This window comes from Moorena sp. SIO4G3 (assembly GCF_010692305.1).
GTDB classification, from domain to species: domain Bacteria; phylum Cyanobacteriota; class Cyanobacteriia; order Cyanobacteriales; family Coleofasciculaceae; genus Moorena; species Moorena producens_A.
On the sequence record NZ_JAAHIG010000092.1, the window covers coordinates 1 to 17542 of the forward strand.

Below are 17542 nucleotides of genomic sequence, written 5' to 3' on the forward strand. Positions count from 1 at the left end.
GTGGGGTTTTCACCCACATCCAAAGAACAGTTAGTTGGTTACTGGGGTGTCCGCCCTAGTATCCTTCCCCAACTCATACCCCTTTATTTGCTAAAGGCTCTTAGTTGGAACGAGTCGCACATTCTCCCCAAGCGTTGAGAACAGTTCCGGTGTGCCCCACCGTACTCAAGGCTCTCGTTAAAATGTTTTTGGCAGCGTTGTGGTCTCTGTCTAACTGGCAGCCACATTTACAAATATGGGTTCTAGTTGATAGAGACTTTTTCACCACTTCACCACAGTTGGAACAACTTTGACTCGTGTAGGCGGGGTTCACTGCAACAGTTATCCTACCAAACTTTAGACCAAAATATTCCAACCATTCTCGAAATTGATACCAACCTGCATCATTAATAGATTTGGCAATACAGTGGTTTTTAACCATATTACGAACCCTCAAATCTTCATAGGCGACCAGGTCGTTAGACCGGATTACGCAACGTGCCGGAGACGAAACCTTAGAAGAGTGCAGCCTTACAACAAAACCTGTCACCTTTGATGCATAGCCTACCAACTATAAAGGCTGCACTCTTCTTGCGGTAACTTCTAGCCAGTCTCTTGGCATGTTCTTCACGTTGCCTACTTATTTTGAGGTGCTGCTTACCTAGTTTATTAATAGCTTTTCTACGATTGGATGAGCCTTTATTTTTTCGAGAAACTCTGCGTTGATAAAATTTTAGACGTTTTTCTCCTGTTCTGTAGAATCTAGGATTAGGTTCGGAGTAGCCATCAGAATCTGTGTAAAACTCCTTTAATCCAACGTCCAAACCGATAGTAAAACCAGTCGCTTCTAATTGTTCGTGATTGTCTACTTTGATACAGAACTGAACGTAATAGCCATCAGTTCTTTGAACAATGCGAACTCGTTTGATTAGTTTTTGGTCGAAACGCCACAAGTCCCAGGTACCTTTGAGTTTGACATTGCCAATACCTTTCTTATCTGTGAACTTAATGGATTTATTGTCCGGGGACAATTTCCATCCAGATTGCTTGTACTCCACCGTTCGCGCAGCGTCGGCTACGCCGAATCTAGAATGCTTTTTGAAGCGAGGGTAACCTTTCTTGCCTGGGACTTTCTTTTTGCAGTTATCAAAAAAGCGCTTAATTGCCCTTTCTACGTTTTCGACCGAGGCTTGACAAGCCTGACTATTTAAATCTTTAACAAACTTGAATTCGTCTCTTAGTTGGGTGTTGTAGCGATCAAGCTCTTTCTTGCCTACTCCACGATTGTCCATCCAGTAGCGTAAAACCTTGTTACGGACAAATCTTGCCGTCCGAATCGCTTCGTCTATGGCTACTTTTTGGCTTTTTTTAATAACAGCCTTGAACTCCATTGCTAACACCTTAAAAGCACCTCCTTGAGCTGCTTGCTTTAATTACTATTATAGTCGATCTAAGCAGGTGCACAAAATTAATTGCACATTTTTAAAAAATCAAAGCCTTACACTGTAAGGGTTACAGAGATTGGGACTAGGCAATTAATTATGTGTAGGTGCTTATTATCAAAAAAGTTCTAAGGACAGTTAGGGAATAAATTCCCTGCGGGCTAACCCCATGGATAGAATCGGTGGGGCGTTGCGCCCTTAGATCTTTCGGTCACTTTTGAGGGCTGTGACCCCCTAAGTTGGTAAATCTATAGATACACAAAGCCCGGATGTATAACTAAAGCGATTTAGAACTAAATTACTTTAGTTCTAAATATACACTATGAAAACCTAGCATATGACAAGCTAGACGTATTGCTAGATTGGTTCTAGATACACAACTTTATACAGCTGGGTTCAGTTATGACAACCCTACTGATCAGATTGTTATCAAAAAATTTGGGTAATCGCGCCCCGTCCTTCCAGGACGGCTTTGTGCTAAGATAAAGACATAACAAAAAAATAGTATTCTAGATGAACATGATCTTAAATAAGTAGACAGTGTAAAAAACCTGTTTTGAGATAATCAGGTTGCACAATCAAGTCTAACGATTTGGAAGTCTATGAAAGTCTAAGATCCCTAAAAAAATGTTTATCTTAATTTGTTGATTAGTTTAGGTACGGTGGGGTTAGAAGTTACCGTAAGAATAGTGGAGCCTTTATAGTTAGTCGGCTATGAGTAAAAAGTTTTAACCTTTTTGATTAAGGCTCCACTATTCTAAGGTTTCGTTTCCGGCACACCGAAACCTAGGTTATAAACCAAATACGCTTGGGTCGAGGCGACCTCTATTTTTCCTGGCTCCGGCCTGGTTAAACAAGTCACCCCATTGTTCGCGTAGCGTGGCCAAAGGCCAAGCAAGAATCCCCGTCCTTCCAGGGCGGGGAGTGTCATAGTCTACTCTGCCTCGACTTGGGCACGGTACTCCTCAGCAGAAAGGACACCCTCCAGTGGGTTATCAGGGTCATTCAGCCGCACTTTAATTAACCAGCCTTCACCATAGGGGTCTTCTGCAATCTGTTCAGGAGCCTCGATCATATCCTCATTTCGTTCTACCACCGTACCCGATACCGGTGAATATAGATCCGAAACGGCCTTGACCGATTCAATGGTACCAAAGCTTTCGTCATTTTCTTTGTTACCCTTCTCGATGGTGTCGTCAATGTCTGGGAGTTCCAGAAGAACTAAGTCACCCAGTTGGTCAATGGCAAAGGCGGTAATACCAATAGTGGCAATTTCGCCATCAAGCCGCACATATTCGTGGCTATCAAGGTATTTCAGGTCATCAGGATATTCAAAGGCCATGTCAACTCCTAAATCAGCAGCAATGCTAATTATCCTTCCTCATTTGTCTTTCGTCCAGCCGCCTTTGACCATTGACCGTTGACCGTTGACAGGAAACGGTAAAAGGTAGTGATGCAGTAATGGTTGACTTCTACCTACCTAAATCTTTAAAATGCCACCAGTGAAATAGCACTACTCATTTGCTAATTTGGATTTTATGATATTTTTCCTTTTGGAAGAAGAAAAGAAATAATTTTAAGCCAGCTTATCTATTGCTTTGCCCGTTTCTGCCACAAAGCACTCATAAATTAAAATCACAATAAATCAGGCCAGATAGGAGCAAGTCCTATCTGGGAGTTCAGTAGGCAAGCATTTCTAGAGTTTCACGTAAGTAACGACGCACTCGGCTATCAAGACTATAATCCTGAAATTCTTCACCCAAGGGATGTTCCATTTGCCAGCGTTGAAATCCTGAACTAGCGGCTATTGCTTGTTTGAGACTGTTCCAAACTTGAGTGTCGTGGTTTAATTGTCCGGATTCGGATGTAACGAAGCTTGCCATATGCACACACGCGAAGATTTAATACAGATCAATCTAGTTGAGTAATGCTTAAGTGCTAAACTATTAAGCTTACCTGTACACTATCCTATCTGCTTTTTTAGGATTGTGCTTTTAGCGACATTGAATCCTTAAAATTTGGCAGGGTTAGGGTTAGAGGTTATCGGTTAACAGGTTAAAAGTTGCTTTGGATGGAACCTTGACAATTGCAAGCTTGCCACAAAGCAACTCGTCTCAATAACCTTTAACCTTCAACCTTAAACAAAACAACCTACCCGGCAATGGATGCCTGGACAAGAACAACCCTCAGCCCTACTTCAGGGAGAGAGTGCGTCGCTTGGTTACCATCTGATAGGTTTCAATGATATCTTTTTCCGCCCAGTCGTTGAATTTATCAACACCCATACCACATTCGTAGCCAGCATTGACTTCCTTGACATCATCCTTAACACGCTTGAGGGAATCCAAAACTCCTTCGTAGATAACTTTGCCACCACGCCGCACTCGTAAACGGCAATTTCTCACGGCTTTGCCTGAGAGTACATAGCAACCCGCAACGGCACCACGACCCACTGGGAAGACAGCTCGAACTTCTACTTCACCCAATGGTTCTTCTACCTCTTCTGGCTCTAACAGACCTTCCATAGCACCTTGAACATCATCCAGGAGTTTGTAGATGATGTTGTATTCCCGCACATCTACCCCTTCCTGTTCAGCTGCTGGTCGAGCACCAGGAGCTAAGGTAGTGTTAAAGCCAACAATAACTGCACCACTAGCAGCCGCTAAGTCCACATCCGTTTCGGTGACTTCCCCAGGGGCAGCCAGTAGAACTCGAATTTGCACTTCATTTTGGGGCAGCTGTTCGAGGGATCCCAGAATAGCTTCCACCGAGCCTTGAACGTCTGCCTTCAAAATCAAGTTGAGTTCTTTGAGTTCACCTTCTTGAGCCTGGGCTGATAATTCAGTGAGGGTAACTCGCCGTGATTTCATGCGAGTTTGCAGGCGAGATTGACGTTGCTGTTGAGCCCTTTCACCAGCAACTGCCCGGGCTTCTTTTTCACTCTCAAAGACTTCAAACTCATCACCAGCAGCTGGAACATCACTCAAGCCAAGGACTTCCACAGCAAAGGAGGGACTAGCTTGTTCGACTCGCTGTCCTCGGTCATCAAGCATGGCTCTGACCTTACCGAAAACTGAACCAACAACCAAGCTATCACCGATCCGCAAAGTACCGTTTTGCACTAAGAAGGTGGCAACAGGACCTCTGGCTTTATCTAGGTGAGCTTCAATCACTGTACCTTTTGCTGGTCGATCCGGATTAGCAGAGAGTTCTTCTAGCTCTGAGACCAATAGAATCATCTCCAGCAGTGAATCCAAGTTTTCCCTTTGGATAGCACTCACTGGTACCATGATCGTTTCACCACCCCATTCTTCTGGGACCAAGCCCCGTTCTGATAATTCTTGCTTAACCCGATCAGGTTGAGCTCCAGCTTTATCAATTTTGTTAATAGCAACCACGAGTGGAACTTCAGCAGCTCTAGCATGACTAATGGCTTCAAGGGTCTGAGGTTGCACCCCATCATCAGCCGCTACTACTAGCACAGCGATATCAGTTACTTTTGTTCCCCTTGCCCGCATGGCTGTAAAGGCTTCGTGACCGGGGGTGTCTAAGAAGACAACCTGCTGCATTTTATCCTCATGCTCAACATCTACGTGGTATGCGCCAATATGCTGGGTAATTCCACCGGCTTCTCCTTGAGCCACTTTTGCTTCACGAATGGCATCGAGTAGAGTCGTTTTACCGTGGTCAACATGACCCATAATTGTAACCACAGGTGGACGCCGCTCGAGGTTTTCCAGGTCTTGGACATCCAGCATTTCCACCTTAGTCGCAGCAGAGGCTTCTTCTTCCATCTCGACTTTTACCCCCACTTCCTCAGCTACCATTGTGGCGGTAGGAACATCCAAAGTTTGGGTAACACTCACAGCTATGCCTTTGAAGAAGAGCATTTTAACAATGTCAGTTTCTGCAATAGCCAGTTCATTAGCCAGGTCTCTAATGGTGAGTGAGTCTCTCAAAACAATTTGTTCTGGGCGTTTGGGCTGAGTTTTCTGTGTACGACGGCGATCGCGATGATCCGACTTGTTGCTACTACTGGTTTTAGAAGGCTTCTTCCTGTGGCTAACACTCGCAGTAGTTGGTTGGGTTTGCTGTTTTTGCAGAGACTTTGGTTTGGGAGGACGAGCCAGAGAAAGACTAACTGAAAATGAACCATCGATTTTGTTATCGTTTTGATCTGATCCTGTTTCGAGATCATCTTCATCATCCAGAATCATTTTAGGTCGCCGCTTGAGTTTGGCGGATTTACCCTTCTGGACTTTGTCTTCTTCTTCCCCATTTTCTGCCTGCCACTCTTTCTTCTTAGCAGGTCGGGGGACAGATGGTCGCCAGAGCTTGACCTCCTTGAGCATTTCCTCAGATTCATTGACTAAGGTGTTGGTGTCTTGATCAGATTCTGTCAGACCCGTTGAGTCAGCATCCATTGCTGCTACTTGAGAATTGTCCTTGTCAAGACCTGGCTTGGTTCTTTTTGGAGGTCGCTGGAGTTCAGGAATGGTCGGCCTTGGTGAACTAGAACGTTTTGGTGGTGATGTTTCCGAAGGGGTGGACTGCTTATTGATAACAGGGGATTTGTTAGGAGTTGGACTCTTTACTGACTTTGAACCCGAAGAACCCTTTTGGTTTGATTTGATCGGTCGCTCAACCTTAGAAGGCTGAGTTTTTGCTTGTGATAGTCTTACAGGCGGTCCAGTTAATTTTGGTTTTTCTGTAACCTTAGGTGAGGCAGTACTATCCTGTGACACCTTCTGGACTGGTTTAGCGGCTAGTTCGGGTTTAGCGGCTAGTTCGGGTTTAGCGGCTAGTTCGGGTTTAGCCGCTGATTCAGCTTTAGCCTCTGGTTTGGGTTTAGCCCCTGGTTCAGGTTTAGCCGCTGGTTCGGGTTTAGCCTCTGGTTTGGGTTTAGCCCCTGGTTCAGATTTAGCCTCTGGTTTGGGTTTAGCCCCTGGTTCAGGTTTAGCGGCTAGTTCGGGTTTAGCGGCTAGTTCGGGTTTAGCGGCTAGTTCGGGTTTAGTATCCTGCTTAATCTTGGTGTCCTCTTCAGTGACCTGCTTAGGTCGATTGAGAGTGCTAGGCTGACGGGGGGGTATAGCAGTAGTCGGCTTGATGGGAGGTTGGGGTGGGATTGCCATTTGATTAGTTCTCTGGCTAGAAGTATTCCCAGAACTGCGTTTGTGCTTACGGAGCTCGACAATTTGCTGCTTCCGCTCCCCTTTGGGAGGTCGAATTAATTTACCAGAGCTTAACTTAGAACCTTTATTTGCCGATGACTCACCTTCGGTATTGCTTACAGCTGCTAGTTGGTCAGAATATTTTTCGGCTGTCGTGCGAATCCGTTGGGCATCCGATTCTGTAATCGTGCTACTGTGACTTTTAACTGCAATATTGAGTCCTTCACAGATGCTCAAAATTTCCTTGTTGTCCAAATTCAATTCCCGTGATAATTCGTAAATTCTGACTTTGCCGCTGTTCATGCACTATTCCCCTGTCGTACCTACGTGTTGTTAAACCATACTCAACTACTCGAATGACTTTTTACTTGATCAAGCTTTATTGGAAAGCTTAAACGATAAGATAAGCGATGCTCAACAGATAATCAACCATCCATGCTTTTTCGTTGGTGTGTTCACCTCAACGGTAGTTTGATAAGTTTATCTATTATCGCGTGCTTCTTTCCTGTGAAAAAAGCCAAGCAGCATTCTACATTGACGGTTCGGTTAAACCGCCTAATCAGCGCGTATGCCTTTAAAGGTAGCTAGCGTATAATCGAAGTAAATTCACCTCCCTTGTGAAACCAGAGCATCAATAGAACTAATGACTTCCTTTGTATCCTAACGATTACTTATGTTCACCGGACGAACATACATGGAAGCTTGTGCAGCTAGATTCACCCTTTAATCACCTAAATTTGGTTGGCTTGGCATGGTAGCTAAACGCTGCCATAAAGTTTCGTACAGATTTTTTGGCACCGATGCACGCAGTGATCGCCCCAGTCGGTTTTTCTTTTGAGCCGCCGCTAGGCAACTCAGTTGAGGACATAAGTAAGCTGAACGACCCATACCCTGATCTAATTGTACCTTTCGTGACGGATAGACTCGGACAATACGCCAAAACTCCTGTTTTGGTGCTACTTTCCGGCAGCTAAGACAACGTCGATAGTTGGGTTTCATAAGGGTTTTCAGTTTGGAAAATCTCAAAAGTCCTCCTTCTTTAAAGGGTACGGTAGATGGAGGCTTGTTGGGCGTTTGCGATTGGGCAAACGCCCTGTTTATCTGATTGAGTTACCCAATGAAACCAAAAATCCATGCCAGAGGCCGGTAAAACGGCGTTGCTGATTCTGGGTATGGTTTTGCCCCCCTAGCCCCCCAAGCGAGGGATTGCTCGCTTGGGGGGAACAAGACTTTCTTGCGTCCCCCAAATTTGATACCGTTGGCGAAATTAATATTTGTTTACACAAGAGTAGCAGATGGGTAACTTTAAGTTCATGCTCCCCCAGAATTGGGGGTTGGGGGGCTATAAAGACTGCTGTCTTCAGGCTGATATTACTAAATGTTAAATTCGCCAGCAGTATCAAATTTGGGGGACCAACGGGGGCTTGACCAAAACCAAATGTCGCGCATTCATTCCTTGATTCAGCAACGCCGGTAAAACTGGTATGGGCGTGCCCGGTGGTGTGAGCAGAAAATGAAAAACTATAGTAGTAGAGATACTCACACCCTTGAGACTCGGATGACTAACACAAGAAGAAAATCACCACACCCACCTGAAGTAGGGGGGGGTAGACTAACGAGCGCAGAAGTGGAAGGATTGAATAAGTCATTGGTTTGGAAGAAAACTGTCAAACAATTCTTGACCACAGCTGATACCGCGCACCCCACTACCATTCTAAACCGACAAGCTTAGGTGTGTTATTTTATACCATAACCAGTCTCAACCTTGGCCAAACTTTCCTCACCTCAGGGTGAACCCCTAAAACTCCTTATTCTTCTTCTTGAGCACTCAAATCAAGCACTGGCTCAGGATCCAGTACATTTTCTGGCATTTCTACTCCTTCTTCGTAATCTTCCTTTAACTCATTGCTATCGACATCTTCTTCTTCTAGGGTATCCTGTTTAGAGATGTCTGTAGTCTCTTTTTTGTATTCCGCAGCATCTTTAATGTCAATCTTCCAGCCTGTAAGGCGGGCGGCAAGGCGAACATTTTGTCCCTCTTTGCCTATAGCTAAACTGAGCTGGTCTTCTGCTACTAAAACATGGGCTTGACGTTCTTCTGGATTAACTAGTAGCACTTGATCCACTTGGGCTGGGCTAAGAGCGTTAGCAATATAGGTAGATGGGTCAGGAGACCAACGAATTACGTCGATTTTTTCACCTCGTAGTTCATTCACCACCACTTGAATGCGGGAACCTCTAGCACCAATGCAAGCTCCCACCGGATCTACATCTCGCTCCAGGGTATCTACAGCAATTTTAGTCCTTGGTCCGACATGACGAGAAGGAGGATTAGCTTCCCGTGCCACTGCAACAATCCTTACCACCTCATCTTCTATTTCTGGGACTTCGTTGGCAAACAGATAGACCACTAAACCAGCCGCCGCTCTGGATACCACCAGCTGAGGACCACGGTGAGGGCCTTCCCGGACTTTTTTGAGATAAACCTTAAAGGTGGAGTTAATGCGATAGTTATCATTGGGGAGCTGTTCCCGTTTGGGCAGTTCAGCTTCTACCTCTGGCCGACCAAAACCGCTGCTGAGTGCCATAATAACAGACTGCTGCTCAAACCGTAGTGATCGAGATTGCAGAACAGTTCCTTCTAGGTCTTGGAACTCTTCCTTAATCAGCTTACGCTGTTGGTCTCGGAGTTTTTGAGATAGCACCTGCTTGGTTTGAATCGCTGCCATGCGACCAAACTCTCCTTGGTCTGGAGTCACATCCAAAACCACTGAATCTCCCAATTGTGCTTCAGAGGCAACTTCCTGGACTTCTTTGAGAGAAATTTGATGGTCACTATTTTGTACCTCTTCGACAATGGTTTTGGTAGACAAAACGCGGAAGCCTTCTTCTTCAATATCAAGATCGACTTCAAAGTTGTCAAAATATTCTTCGTCAAAATGAAATCGTTGGTCTAGCCGTTGAGAACGGCGATAGCGCTCATAGCCTTTTAGCAGTGCTTCTCTTAATGCCTGTTGAACTGCAGACTTAGGTATATTGTGGCTTTGACTAATTTCTTCTATCATTGCCTTAAGTCCAGGCAAACTAACTATTGACATCAGCAAATCTCCGTCTTAAATCTATCCATGGCAATTGTGTTGGGATTTAAAGTAAATCAAGTTAAACTTCAATCCTCAATCTTGAAGCTTCTAGGGCAGAAGCACTTGTATATCTATAGTCGAGCCATTGTATTTACAAGTACTGCCCCCCTACCAACCTTCAAGCAAAATTTAACCCCCATCATCGAGTTTTACTCTGGACACGAGCTGACGGGGAATGGCAAACGCGCGACCCTTGAGATTGAGATAAACTCCGCTCTCATCCCGGCGAATTAACTGCCCACGCCACTCTTGCTGCCCCTGATAAGGTTCAGATGTCTGAACAATCACACCAAACCCTTTGAAAGAAATGAATTCTCGGTCTGTGCTTAAGTCCTGTGTGATCCCAGGACTGGAAATTTCCAAAACGTAGGTGTCTAAAATGATGTCCTTAGCATCTAACTGAGCTTCTAAAGCACGACTCATGCGTTCACAGTCATCCAAGCTAGTGTCACGAATGGGATTGCGGATATAGACACGCAGCACGGGTGGGCGTCTGTTGGTCTGGAAGAGAGCCTCTACAATCTCTAATCCTAAATCTTGAGCCAATGGCGTGGCTAAATCGATTAGTTGTGGAATCAGGGGATGAGTCATGGCACCAATCCAATAAAAAAAGTGGGGTCAACCCACTTCATGGCAAATTCTTTTCCAAGAAGTCTAACCGCCCAAAAGCTTATGGACATCTAGTTAGCACAAGCCCAATCTCTAGTTACTGGTCCTGAGCTATTGTTCACAAGGTCATGGGCTCGAAGACTCTAAACCCTAGGACAAACCGGAAACTTCCCGTAGAATCATTGATTAGGAGTTACCAGCTTGCCGTTGCTATGTTTGAGTGTGACAGCTCCCACACTGACTCGTTGAGTTCAGTGTAGGCAACAAGCGCCAATCCAGCTATTGCGCGCGGAGGCGCTGGGCTTTAAGAACGGACTGCCCTCTCTTGATGCAAAGCGCGAGTGGGGGAAACCACGGCAGTCGCTGGGGGAACGGCAGTCGCTCATGGGGGAAACCCCCAAGACCGCGCTGCCTCCCCAAGACCGCGCTGCCTCCCCAAGACCGCTTAGGTGAGCTTGACCTAGGCGAATTAAATTCGCCATGGGTCGCACCTGAGGCATCGCTGCCGCTCTGTTTTCTTGGTCTTTTTTTTAAAACTGTTGTGCTGACAAACCAGCATTTAAGGCCATAGGCCACGCTACGCGAACGGCTTTGTTTATCAGTACGCATATTATAGCAATTCCATGCATACCCTGTGCAAAATTAATCCCTGGAGACGAAACCTGATTGTTAGTGGAGCCAAAATCGGCAAAGTTTTAACCCTTTTCAGCCAAGCCTCCTAACCATAAAGGCGACCCTATCCTTACGGTAACTTTAAACACTCATGGCGTAGCATTGAGATGTGGGGATTCTTTTGCCGGAAGCTAACGCAATTAGCAGCTCAAATGCTTGCCTGATCAAAACTTGAACATGGGGAGTTTTGACGTCTAATCCCTGCTTGGTGTCTGGTGCGTTGGCACTTTCCCACTTCACAGCCCTTTTCCTCAGAGCAAGGTGACCCTAGAAGTCAACTTGATTTTTGTTGACCAAAAAGTATTTTAGCTTATGGGCATTATTGGGTCAAACTTTATGAGTTTATTTCAAAATTTACAATAAAAAAATTTTTTTTATGTTTTTTATCATGCATATGTTATTCTAAAATCAAGCATTAAGCTATCAGCAATCAGCTGTCAATAGATGATAATAATAGTTAAGCAATAGTTTACTAGGAGTCACTTTATTTTATTAAAGTGTTTTTAATAGCTATAATCTACAAATATTTTTTTTATATTAATTATTACCTATTCTCTTTTACCTGTTCCGATAAGCCGCTGTTGCCTGTTCCATAAAACCTAGTACGAAAGTACCTAACCCAATTAAAAAACTCTATAGTACTATTACTGAAATCTTTGATGGATTTCTCTAGTTTCATCTAAAATTTTATCTAAGTCTTCTTCAGATAAGCGCCGGACATAATTTATTTTGAATTCCTCTAACCAAGCTGTGATCAAATACTGAATCTCCTGTAATCTATCCTTGGTCTTAATTTCTGCCCCTAAGACTTCCCTTAAATTTTTGAGTAGGTGTTGCAGGAGTTCGTCGGCAACTGGGTCTTCTTGTATCAGAGTATTAATCCCATCATAGAGTGCCTGAAAAATGTTTTTGACCAATTCCTCTGTTAGCTGCTTCTGGAATTCTCCCAGTCCTGGTACATTCTGAAGTCCCTGATAAAGTGTGGACTGTTGAAGGCTCATGTCCAGATAGTGTTTCATGAGAGCCTCTAGATCAGGGCGGATTTTGGGTAACACTTGATCAACTGTCATCTTTATCATGATGGTGGTGAGTTCTGACACTTCATCAGTGTCATTAAGGTCAATGTAGGGGCGGACTTCCTGTTGAGACAACCATTTGGTAATTTCACCCCGGCTAATGGAGCCCTGAACTTCGTTAATAATTTGAATGACGACCACTTCCGTCATCTCTTGAGCAATACTGGCAACAAATCCCGAGCGGATTTCTCTGGTAATTACACTCAGGTCTATTAATTTAGCTTGACCTAAACGAATGGTAACGGGAATAATTCGTAACCACCGCCATAAGGGTATTAGCAAAAATATGTCATACCAGCGCCACAGCATGGCATTTTGCCACTTGAGTCCAGAATGACGACGACTGATTAACCAGGTACGAGCCAAAAACTCTGTACCAAATAAGATAAAAAATGGGAAGTCAATTAGTCCGAATAGGTCTACGAATTCGCCATTTTCTCCAATGGGACGGTAATAGTTAGTTTCTATTAAGGGTTTAATATCGGTGTTAAAAAATCCCAAACCTTCCTCTTGACTATGGCTTGCTAAGTACTTTTGAGTCCAGAACTCCTCAAATGACTCTTTTGCTGACTTATCAGGATTTTGTATATGCTTACGCATCTTATTTTTCAGCTTTTCCAAGTTTCCAGTTTTATTGGCTACTTGAAAAGGATTAGTATCAATCATTTCTAAGCTAAGTTTGCGCAGCTCCTTAAGTTTTTTTTCTACTTCTATAGAGTCTTCTATAGAAGATAATCCTATCTTGTTAATCTGCTTTTCCAGTTGATCAACTTTGTCCAAATATTTTTTAGTATCTCGGTTGTCTTCAATACCTTTAAATTCGTCGTATAATGGAGTGATATCAGGAATGGGAATCGAGAGTGGAAAGCCTTTGGATTTGATCGGACCAATGCTAAAGCTAAATACCTGAATTTTCTGATGTAGCCAGAAATCCCTTAAGGGGATATAGCTGAGGTCAAAGAACACTAAAAGCAGATTAATCAAGGCGATGATCGCCATTAATCGTTCAAACCAAAGAATGCGGCGGGTTTTAACTTTATTAGGTATTTTGACGAATTTTTCTAATTTTTGTAAAGATGACATGGGGAAACTTGGGCTTTCTACCACTAGATGCTGATGTTTAACTCAGATGTATTGAGTTTCTTGGCGCAGCCATTCCTTCCTGATAATACAGTTCTAGGGGCTTTTTTAGGATTTATTCTGATTCAGTAGTGTTGATATTGAGAACTCAAAGAATTTAAGCACTTAGCAATAATACCTTATTAGAGGCATTCGTGAATTGAATTGCTATAAATTTTCACATCTGATGTGAAAGCGCTATAGTACGAAACTAGGGCGTGAACACACGCCCTAGTTACAACTGTATTGAAATTTTTGAGTCCCTTAGCGCATTGTGACAAACTCTTCTGCAGAACTGGGATGAATGCCAACAGTAGCATCAAAGTTAGCTTTGGTAGCTCCGGTTTTCAATGCGATCGCAATTCCTTGGATAATCTCTGCTGCATGGTCTCCTACCATATGAGCACCCAAGACTTTGTCAGTGTTTTGGTCAACCACTAACTTCATCAGGGTTTTTTCATCCCGACCGGGTAGGATATAGTACATCGGTCTGAACCGAGAACGATAGACTTTTACCGCATCCCCATATTTCTCCCGTGCTTCGGCCTCACTTAGACCAACAGTAGCTGCTTCGGGTGTGGTGAAAATTGCGGTTGGGACATTCTCGTAGCTCATGATCCGGGATTTGCCACCAAATACGGTATCGGCAAAGGCACGACCTTCATTAATCGCAACAGGAGTTAAGTTCATGCGGTTAGTACAATCCCCTACGGCAAAGATATGGTCTTCTGTGGTAAGACTGTACTTATCGACTGCGATCGCACCGTTCTCAATTGCTACTCCAGTATTCTCTAAACCTAGATTCTGGATATTCGGTATACGACCTGTGGCAGCTAAACTGACTGCATCAGCAATTATAGTTGTTTGTGATTGTCCTTGTACCGTTACATTCAGACCGGCTGATGTGTTTTCAATAGCGATGATCCTACTGTTATTTAACACCCGAATCCCATGGTTCTCCATCGCTTGTTGAATCTCGGAACCGATTTCCGCATCAAATCCCCGTAAAATCTGATCACGACGAATAACCACGGTGACCTCAGAGCCTAAGCCATTGAGAATACAGGCAAACTCGACACCAATATAGCCACCCCCAAGAATCACGATCCGCTTCGGTTGTTCCTTGAGGTGGAAGATATCATCAGAGGTAATCGCGTTTTCAATTCCGGGAATATCGGGCTTGACTGGATGTCCTCCTACTGCAATCAAGATTTTCTGGGCAGTTACTTTGCGTCCGCCAATTTCTATGGTGTGGGAATCCACGAACTTAGCATAACCCTGAAACAGTTCTACCTTGGAGTTATCCAACATACGTTGGTAAATGCCATTGAGGCGTTCTGTTTCCTGATTGACTGCTGTGATCATTGTTGTCCAGTCGAGGGTACTGTGTACCTTACTCCAGCCATATCCCTGTGCCTCTTCAAATTGATCAGGAAAATGGGAGGCATAAACCATCAGCTTCTTAGGAATGCAGCCACGATTTACGCAAGTTCCACCTAAACGGTCAAATTCTGCAATGCCTACTTTTGCCCCATATTCGGCAGCTCGTCTAGCTGTAGCAATTCCTCCGGAACCTGCACCAATAACGAATAAATCAAAATCGTAGCTCATGACTCCCCCAAACTTCTGAATTACTATTCCGTGGAAAGATTACTTATATTATCTAGATAAACGCAATAGGCGTTCGGAGGGAAAATTTTACTGATCCCCCAAAATAATAATTTTTGTTTAACTCTCAAGTAAATCCACGATTATCAGGACTTATGCACCAAACTGAAAACAGTAGAGGCATTGCAGGTAACGCCTCTACTGATAAAGCCTTAAGTAAGGTCGGAGGGATGTTACTTTTTAGCTGATTTCAAGTAGTTGAGCATTGTATCTGCATCTGAGACCTCGAAGGGATCAGTAGGGCAGTTATCTTCATAGCCTGGTTCTACAAACATTTTTTCAATCTTGCCGTCATCTACCACCATAGAGTAACGCCAAGAACGCATACCAAAACCGAGATTATCTTTTTCTACCAACATCCCCATTTTGCGGGTGAATTCCCCATTACCATCGGGTAGCAAGAAGATATTCTGAACCCCTTGCTGTTTGCCCCACTGGAACATCACGAAGGCATCGTTGACCGATAAGCAGATCACTTGATCAACCCCTTGTGCTTTGATCTCATCAAAGAGTTCTTCATAGCGGGGTAAGTGGGTTGATGAACAGGTGGGTGTGAAGGCACCAGGAAGGGAAAATAGCACGATACGCTTACCGCCAAAAATTTCCTGTGTAGTGCGGTCTTGCCAGCGGAAGGGATTGGGTCCAGCAACTGACTCATCTCTGACTCTGGTCTTAAATACTACGTCGGGTACTTGATTGATAACCATGTTGTCTTACTCATTCCTTTATGATTGTCACTCTTTAATCGTAGTCGTAACGAGTATGAGTTGTCAAGGAAATTTAGCATATTTAGTTAAACCACAGTTGACGGGTACCCGTCAACTGTCAAGCACCCCTTAATTCTTGATTTTGATGGCTGTGCCAGTTGCAGTAATCAGTAGCAGCACCCCCTTTTCATCAACGTTAATTGTGCCAGTATCCATAGCAATGCCAATCACAGCATCTGCTCCTAGTTGTGAGGCACGTTGTTTTAATTCTTGGAGGGCTTCTTGGTGTCCTTTTTCAAAGACTTTTTCATAACTGCCAGTACGTCCCCCTATTAAATCTCGAATACCGGCAAAGAAATCCCGCAGTGCATTGGTGCCGTAAACTACCTCAGCAGTGACAATGCCTAAATACTCTTCAACAATCGCACCTTGAATAACATCAGTAGTGGTTACAATCATCAGTCCTGCCTCAAAAAATGGATCAAATGCGACCAGAATAGCTAATTTCTAGAGCTCAATCATGAAATTATCGAAATACAAGTACTTAATGGTATGCTACACCATCCTGACGTGCTGCCCTTTGCACCGCAGCAGCAACCGCAGGAGCGACTCGCTCATCAAAGACAGAGGGAATGATATGTTCTCGATCTAAATCACTGGGATTAATCAGGGATGCGATCGCAAAAGCTGCTTCGAGACACATATTCACGGTAATGGTTGACGCCCGACAATCTATAGCGCCACGAAAAACCCCTGGAAAAGCCAGAACATTATTAATCTGATTGGGATAGTCACTACGACCTGTAGCCATTACTGCTACATCATCTACTACCAATTCTGGCTGAATTTCCGGGATAGGATTAGCCATAGCCATGACAATGGGCTTATTTGCCATCGACCTAACCATGTCTGGGGTTAGAACCCCAGGTACACTCACCCCAATAAATACATCGGCATTACCAATGGCACCAGCCAGAGTACCCGAAGCATCCACAGCAAATTCTTGCTTTTGCTCAGTCAAGTTAGGGCGTTTAGTGGAAATAATGCCTTGGGAGTCGCATATCCAAATTACACCTGCACCAGCTTTACGGAGTAACCGGGCAACTGCCATACCGGCAGCGCCAGCTCCATTAATAACAATTCTTACATCTTCTAGGGATTTCTTGACTAGCTTCAGGGCATTGGTCAAGGCAGCAAGGGTGACAATAGCCGTACCGTTCTGGTCATCGTGAAAGACTGGAATATCTAATTCCTGCCGGAGTCTGGCTTCAATATCAAAGCAACGGGGAGCACTAATATCTTCTAAGTTAATACCACCAAAAACCGGCGCGATAGTTTTAACGGTTTCCACGATCTGATCCGTATCTTGGGTAGCTAGGCAGATAGGAAAAGCATCAATACCAGCAAATTCTTTGAACAGCATTGCTTTACCTTCCATCACTGGCAAAGCGGCTTCTGGCCCTAAGTTACCCAACCCCAACACTGCACTGCCATCGGTGACCACAGCAACCATGTTGCTTTTAATGGTAAAGGAGTAGACCTGTTCTGGGTCAGATGCGATCGCTTTACAAATCCGACCTACACCAGGAGTGTAAGCCATAGCCAATTCAGATTGATGCTTGAGGGGGATTTTGCTGTTGACACTGATTTTGCCACCGCGATGGAGGTTGAAGGTGCGGTCATAGACATTTAGGATTTGGACATCGGGAACTTCTGACACCGCTTGTACAATCTGTTCAGCGTGTTCACTGCTAGCTGCATCTACGGTAATCTCACGAGTAGCAATTTTCCGAGTTTTCTCCACCACCATAATTTCTCCCAATTGACCGCCAACAGATGCGATCGCTTGAGTTACGCTGGCTAACATCCCGGCACGGTTGGGGTATGTTAAGCAAATAGTCAAACTGAAACTAGGATTTGGGGTCAGGTCTACCATGCTGTATGATCTGGGATTCTAGA

At 44.3% G+C, this 17542-nt stretch carries 15 protein-coding genes; all 15 read right to left on the reverse strand.

All coding sequences use genetic code 11. The features are described from left to right. Positions 1–100: 100 nt before the first annotated feature. Positions 101–421, reverse strand: a complete 321-nt coding sequence (locus F6J99_RS17815; RefSeq protein ID WP_293114064.1) for a transposase — start codon at positions 419–421, stop codon at positions 101–103. 73 nt (positions 422–494) lie between these two features. Continuing rightward, positions 495–1379 carry a transposase gene (locus F6J99_RS17820; protein WP_293114065.1) on the reverse strand — a complete coding sequence of 295 codons (885 nt, stop codon included), beginning with the start codon at positions 1377–1379 and terminating at the stop codon, positions 495–497. Positions 1380–2178: 799 nt separating this feature from the next. Next, positions 2179–2352, reverse strand: coding sequence for a hypothetical protein (locus F6J99_RS17825; RefSeq protein ID WP_293114066.1), 174 nt, complete (start codon positions 2350–2352; stop codon positions 2179–2181). 3 nt (positions 2353–2355) lie between these two features. After that, on the reverse strand, positions 2356–2763 hold the full coding sequence (gene gcvH, locus F6J99_RS17830) for a glycine cleavage system protein GcvH (protein ID WP_293114067.1): 408 nt from the start codon (positions 2761–2763) through the stop codon (positions 2356–2358). A 337-nt stretch (positions 2764–3100) separates the two neighbouring features. Further along, complete coding sequence (locus tag F6J99_RS17835; RefSeq protein ID WP_293114068.1) at positions 3101–3304, reverse strand: hypothetical protein; 204 nt, start codon at positions 3302–3304, stop codon at positions 3101–3103. A 309-nt stretch (positions 3305–3613) separates the two neighbouring features. Continuing rightward, positions 3614–6895, reverse strand: coding sequence for a translation initiation factor IF-2 (gene infB / locus F6J99_RS17840; RefSeq protein WP_293114069.1), 3282 nt, complete (start codon positions 6893–6895; stop codon positions 3614–3616). A 420-nt stretch (positions 6896–7315) separates the two neighbouring features. Continuing rightward, entirely contained in the window at positions 7316–7591 is a 276-nt protein-coding gene (locus F6J99_RS17845) for a YlxR family protein (protein WP_293114070.1), read from the reverse strand. 809 nt (positions 7592–8400) lie between these two features. Continuing rightward, positions 8401–9690: a transcription termination factor NusA gene (nusA, locus tag F6J99_RS17850; RefSeq protein ID WP_293114071.1), complete on the reverse strand. Its 1290-nt coding sequence runs from the start codon at positions 9688–9690 to the stop codon at positions 8401–8403. Between the two features lie 171 nt (positions 9691–9861). After that, on the reverse strand, positions 9862–10323 hold the full coding sequence (gene rimP, locus F6J99_RS17855) for a ribosome maturation factor RimP (protein ID WP_070395891.1): 462 nt from the start codon (positions 10321–10323) through the stop codon (positions 9862–9864). A gap of 771 nt (positions 10324–11094) precedes the next feature. After that, positions 11095–11253: a hypothetical protein gene (locus F6J99_RS17860; protein WP_293114072.1), complete on the reverse strand. Its 159-nt coding sequence runs from the start codon at positions 11251–11253 to the stop codon at positions 11095–11097. 404 nt (positions 11254–11657) lie between these two features. Beyond that, the gene (locus tag F6J99_RS17865) at positions 11658–13172 is read right to left on the reverse strand and encodes a hypothetical protein (RefSeq protein WP_293114073.1); all 1515 of its coding nucleotides are present in this window, start codon (positions 13170–13172) and stop codon (positions 11658–11660) included. 300 nt (positions 13173–13472) lie between these two features. Then, a complete protein-coding gene (gene gor / locus F6J99_RS17870) occupies positions 13473–14819 on the reverse strand; it encodes a glutathione-disulfide reductase (protein ID WP_293114074.1) in 1347 nt (448 codons plus the stop codon). A gap of 230 nt (positions 14820–15049) precedes the next feature. Continuing rightward, complete coding sequence (locus F6J99_RS17875; protein ID WP_070395894.1) at positions 15050–15583, reverse strand: peroxiredoxin; 534 nt, start codon at positions 15581–15583, stop codon at positions 15050–15052. A 129-nt stretch (positions 15584–15712) separates the two neighbouring features. Continuing rightward, entirely contained in the window at positions 15713–16042 is a 330-nt protein-coding gene (locus tag F6J99_RS17880) for a YbjQ family protein (RefSeq protein WP_070395895.1), read from the reverse strand. Positions 16043–16127: 85 nt separating this feature from the next. Continuing rightward, positions 16128–17519: an NAD-dependent malic enzyme gene (locus F6J99_RS17885; protein ID WP_293114075.1), complete on the reverse strand. Its 1392-nt coding sequence runs from the start codon at positions 17517–17519 to the stop codon at positions 16128–16130. Positions 17520–17542 lie beyond the last annotated feature (23 nt).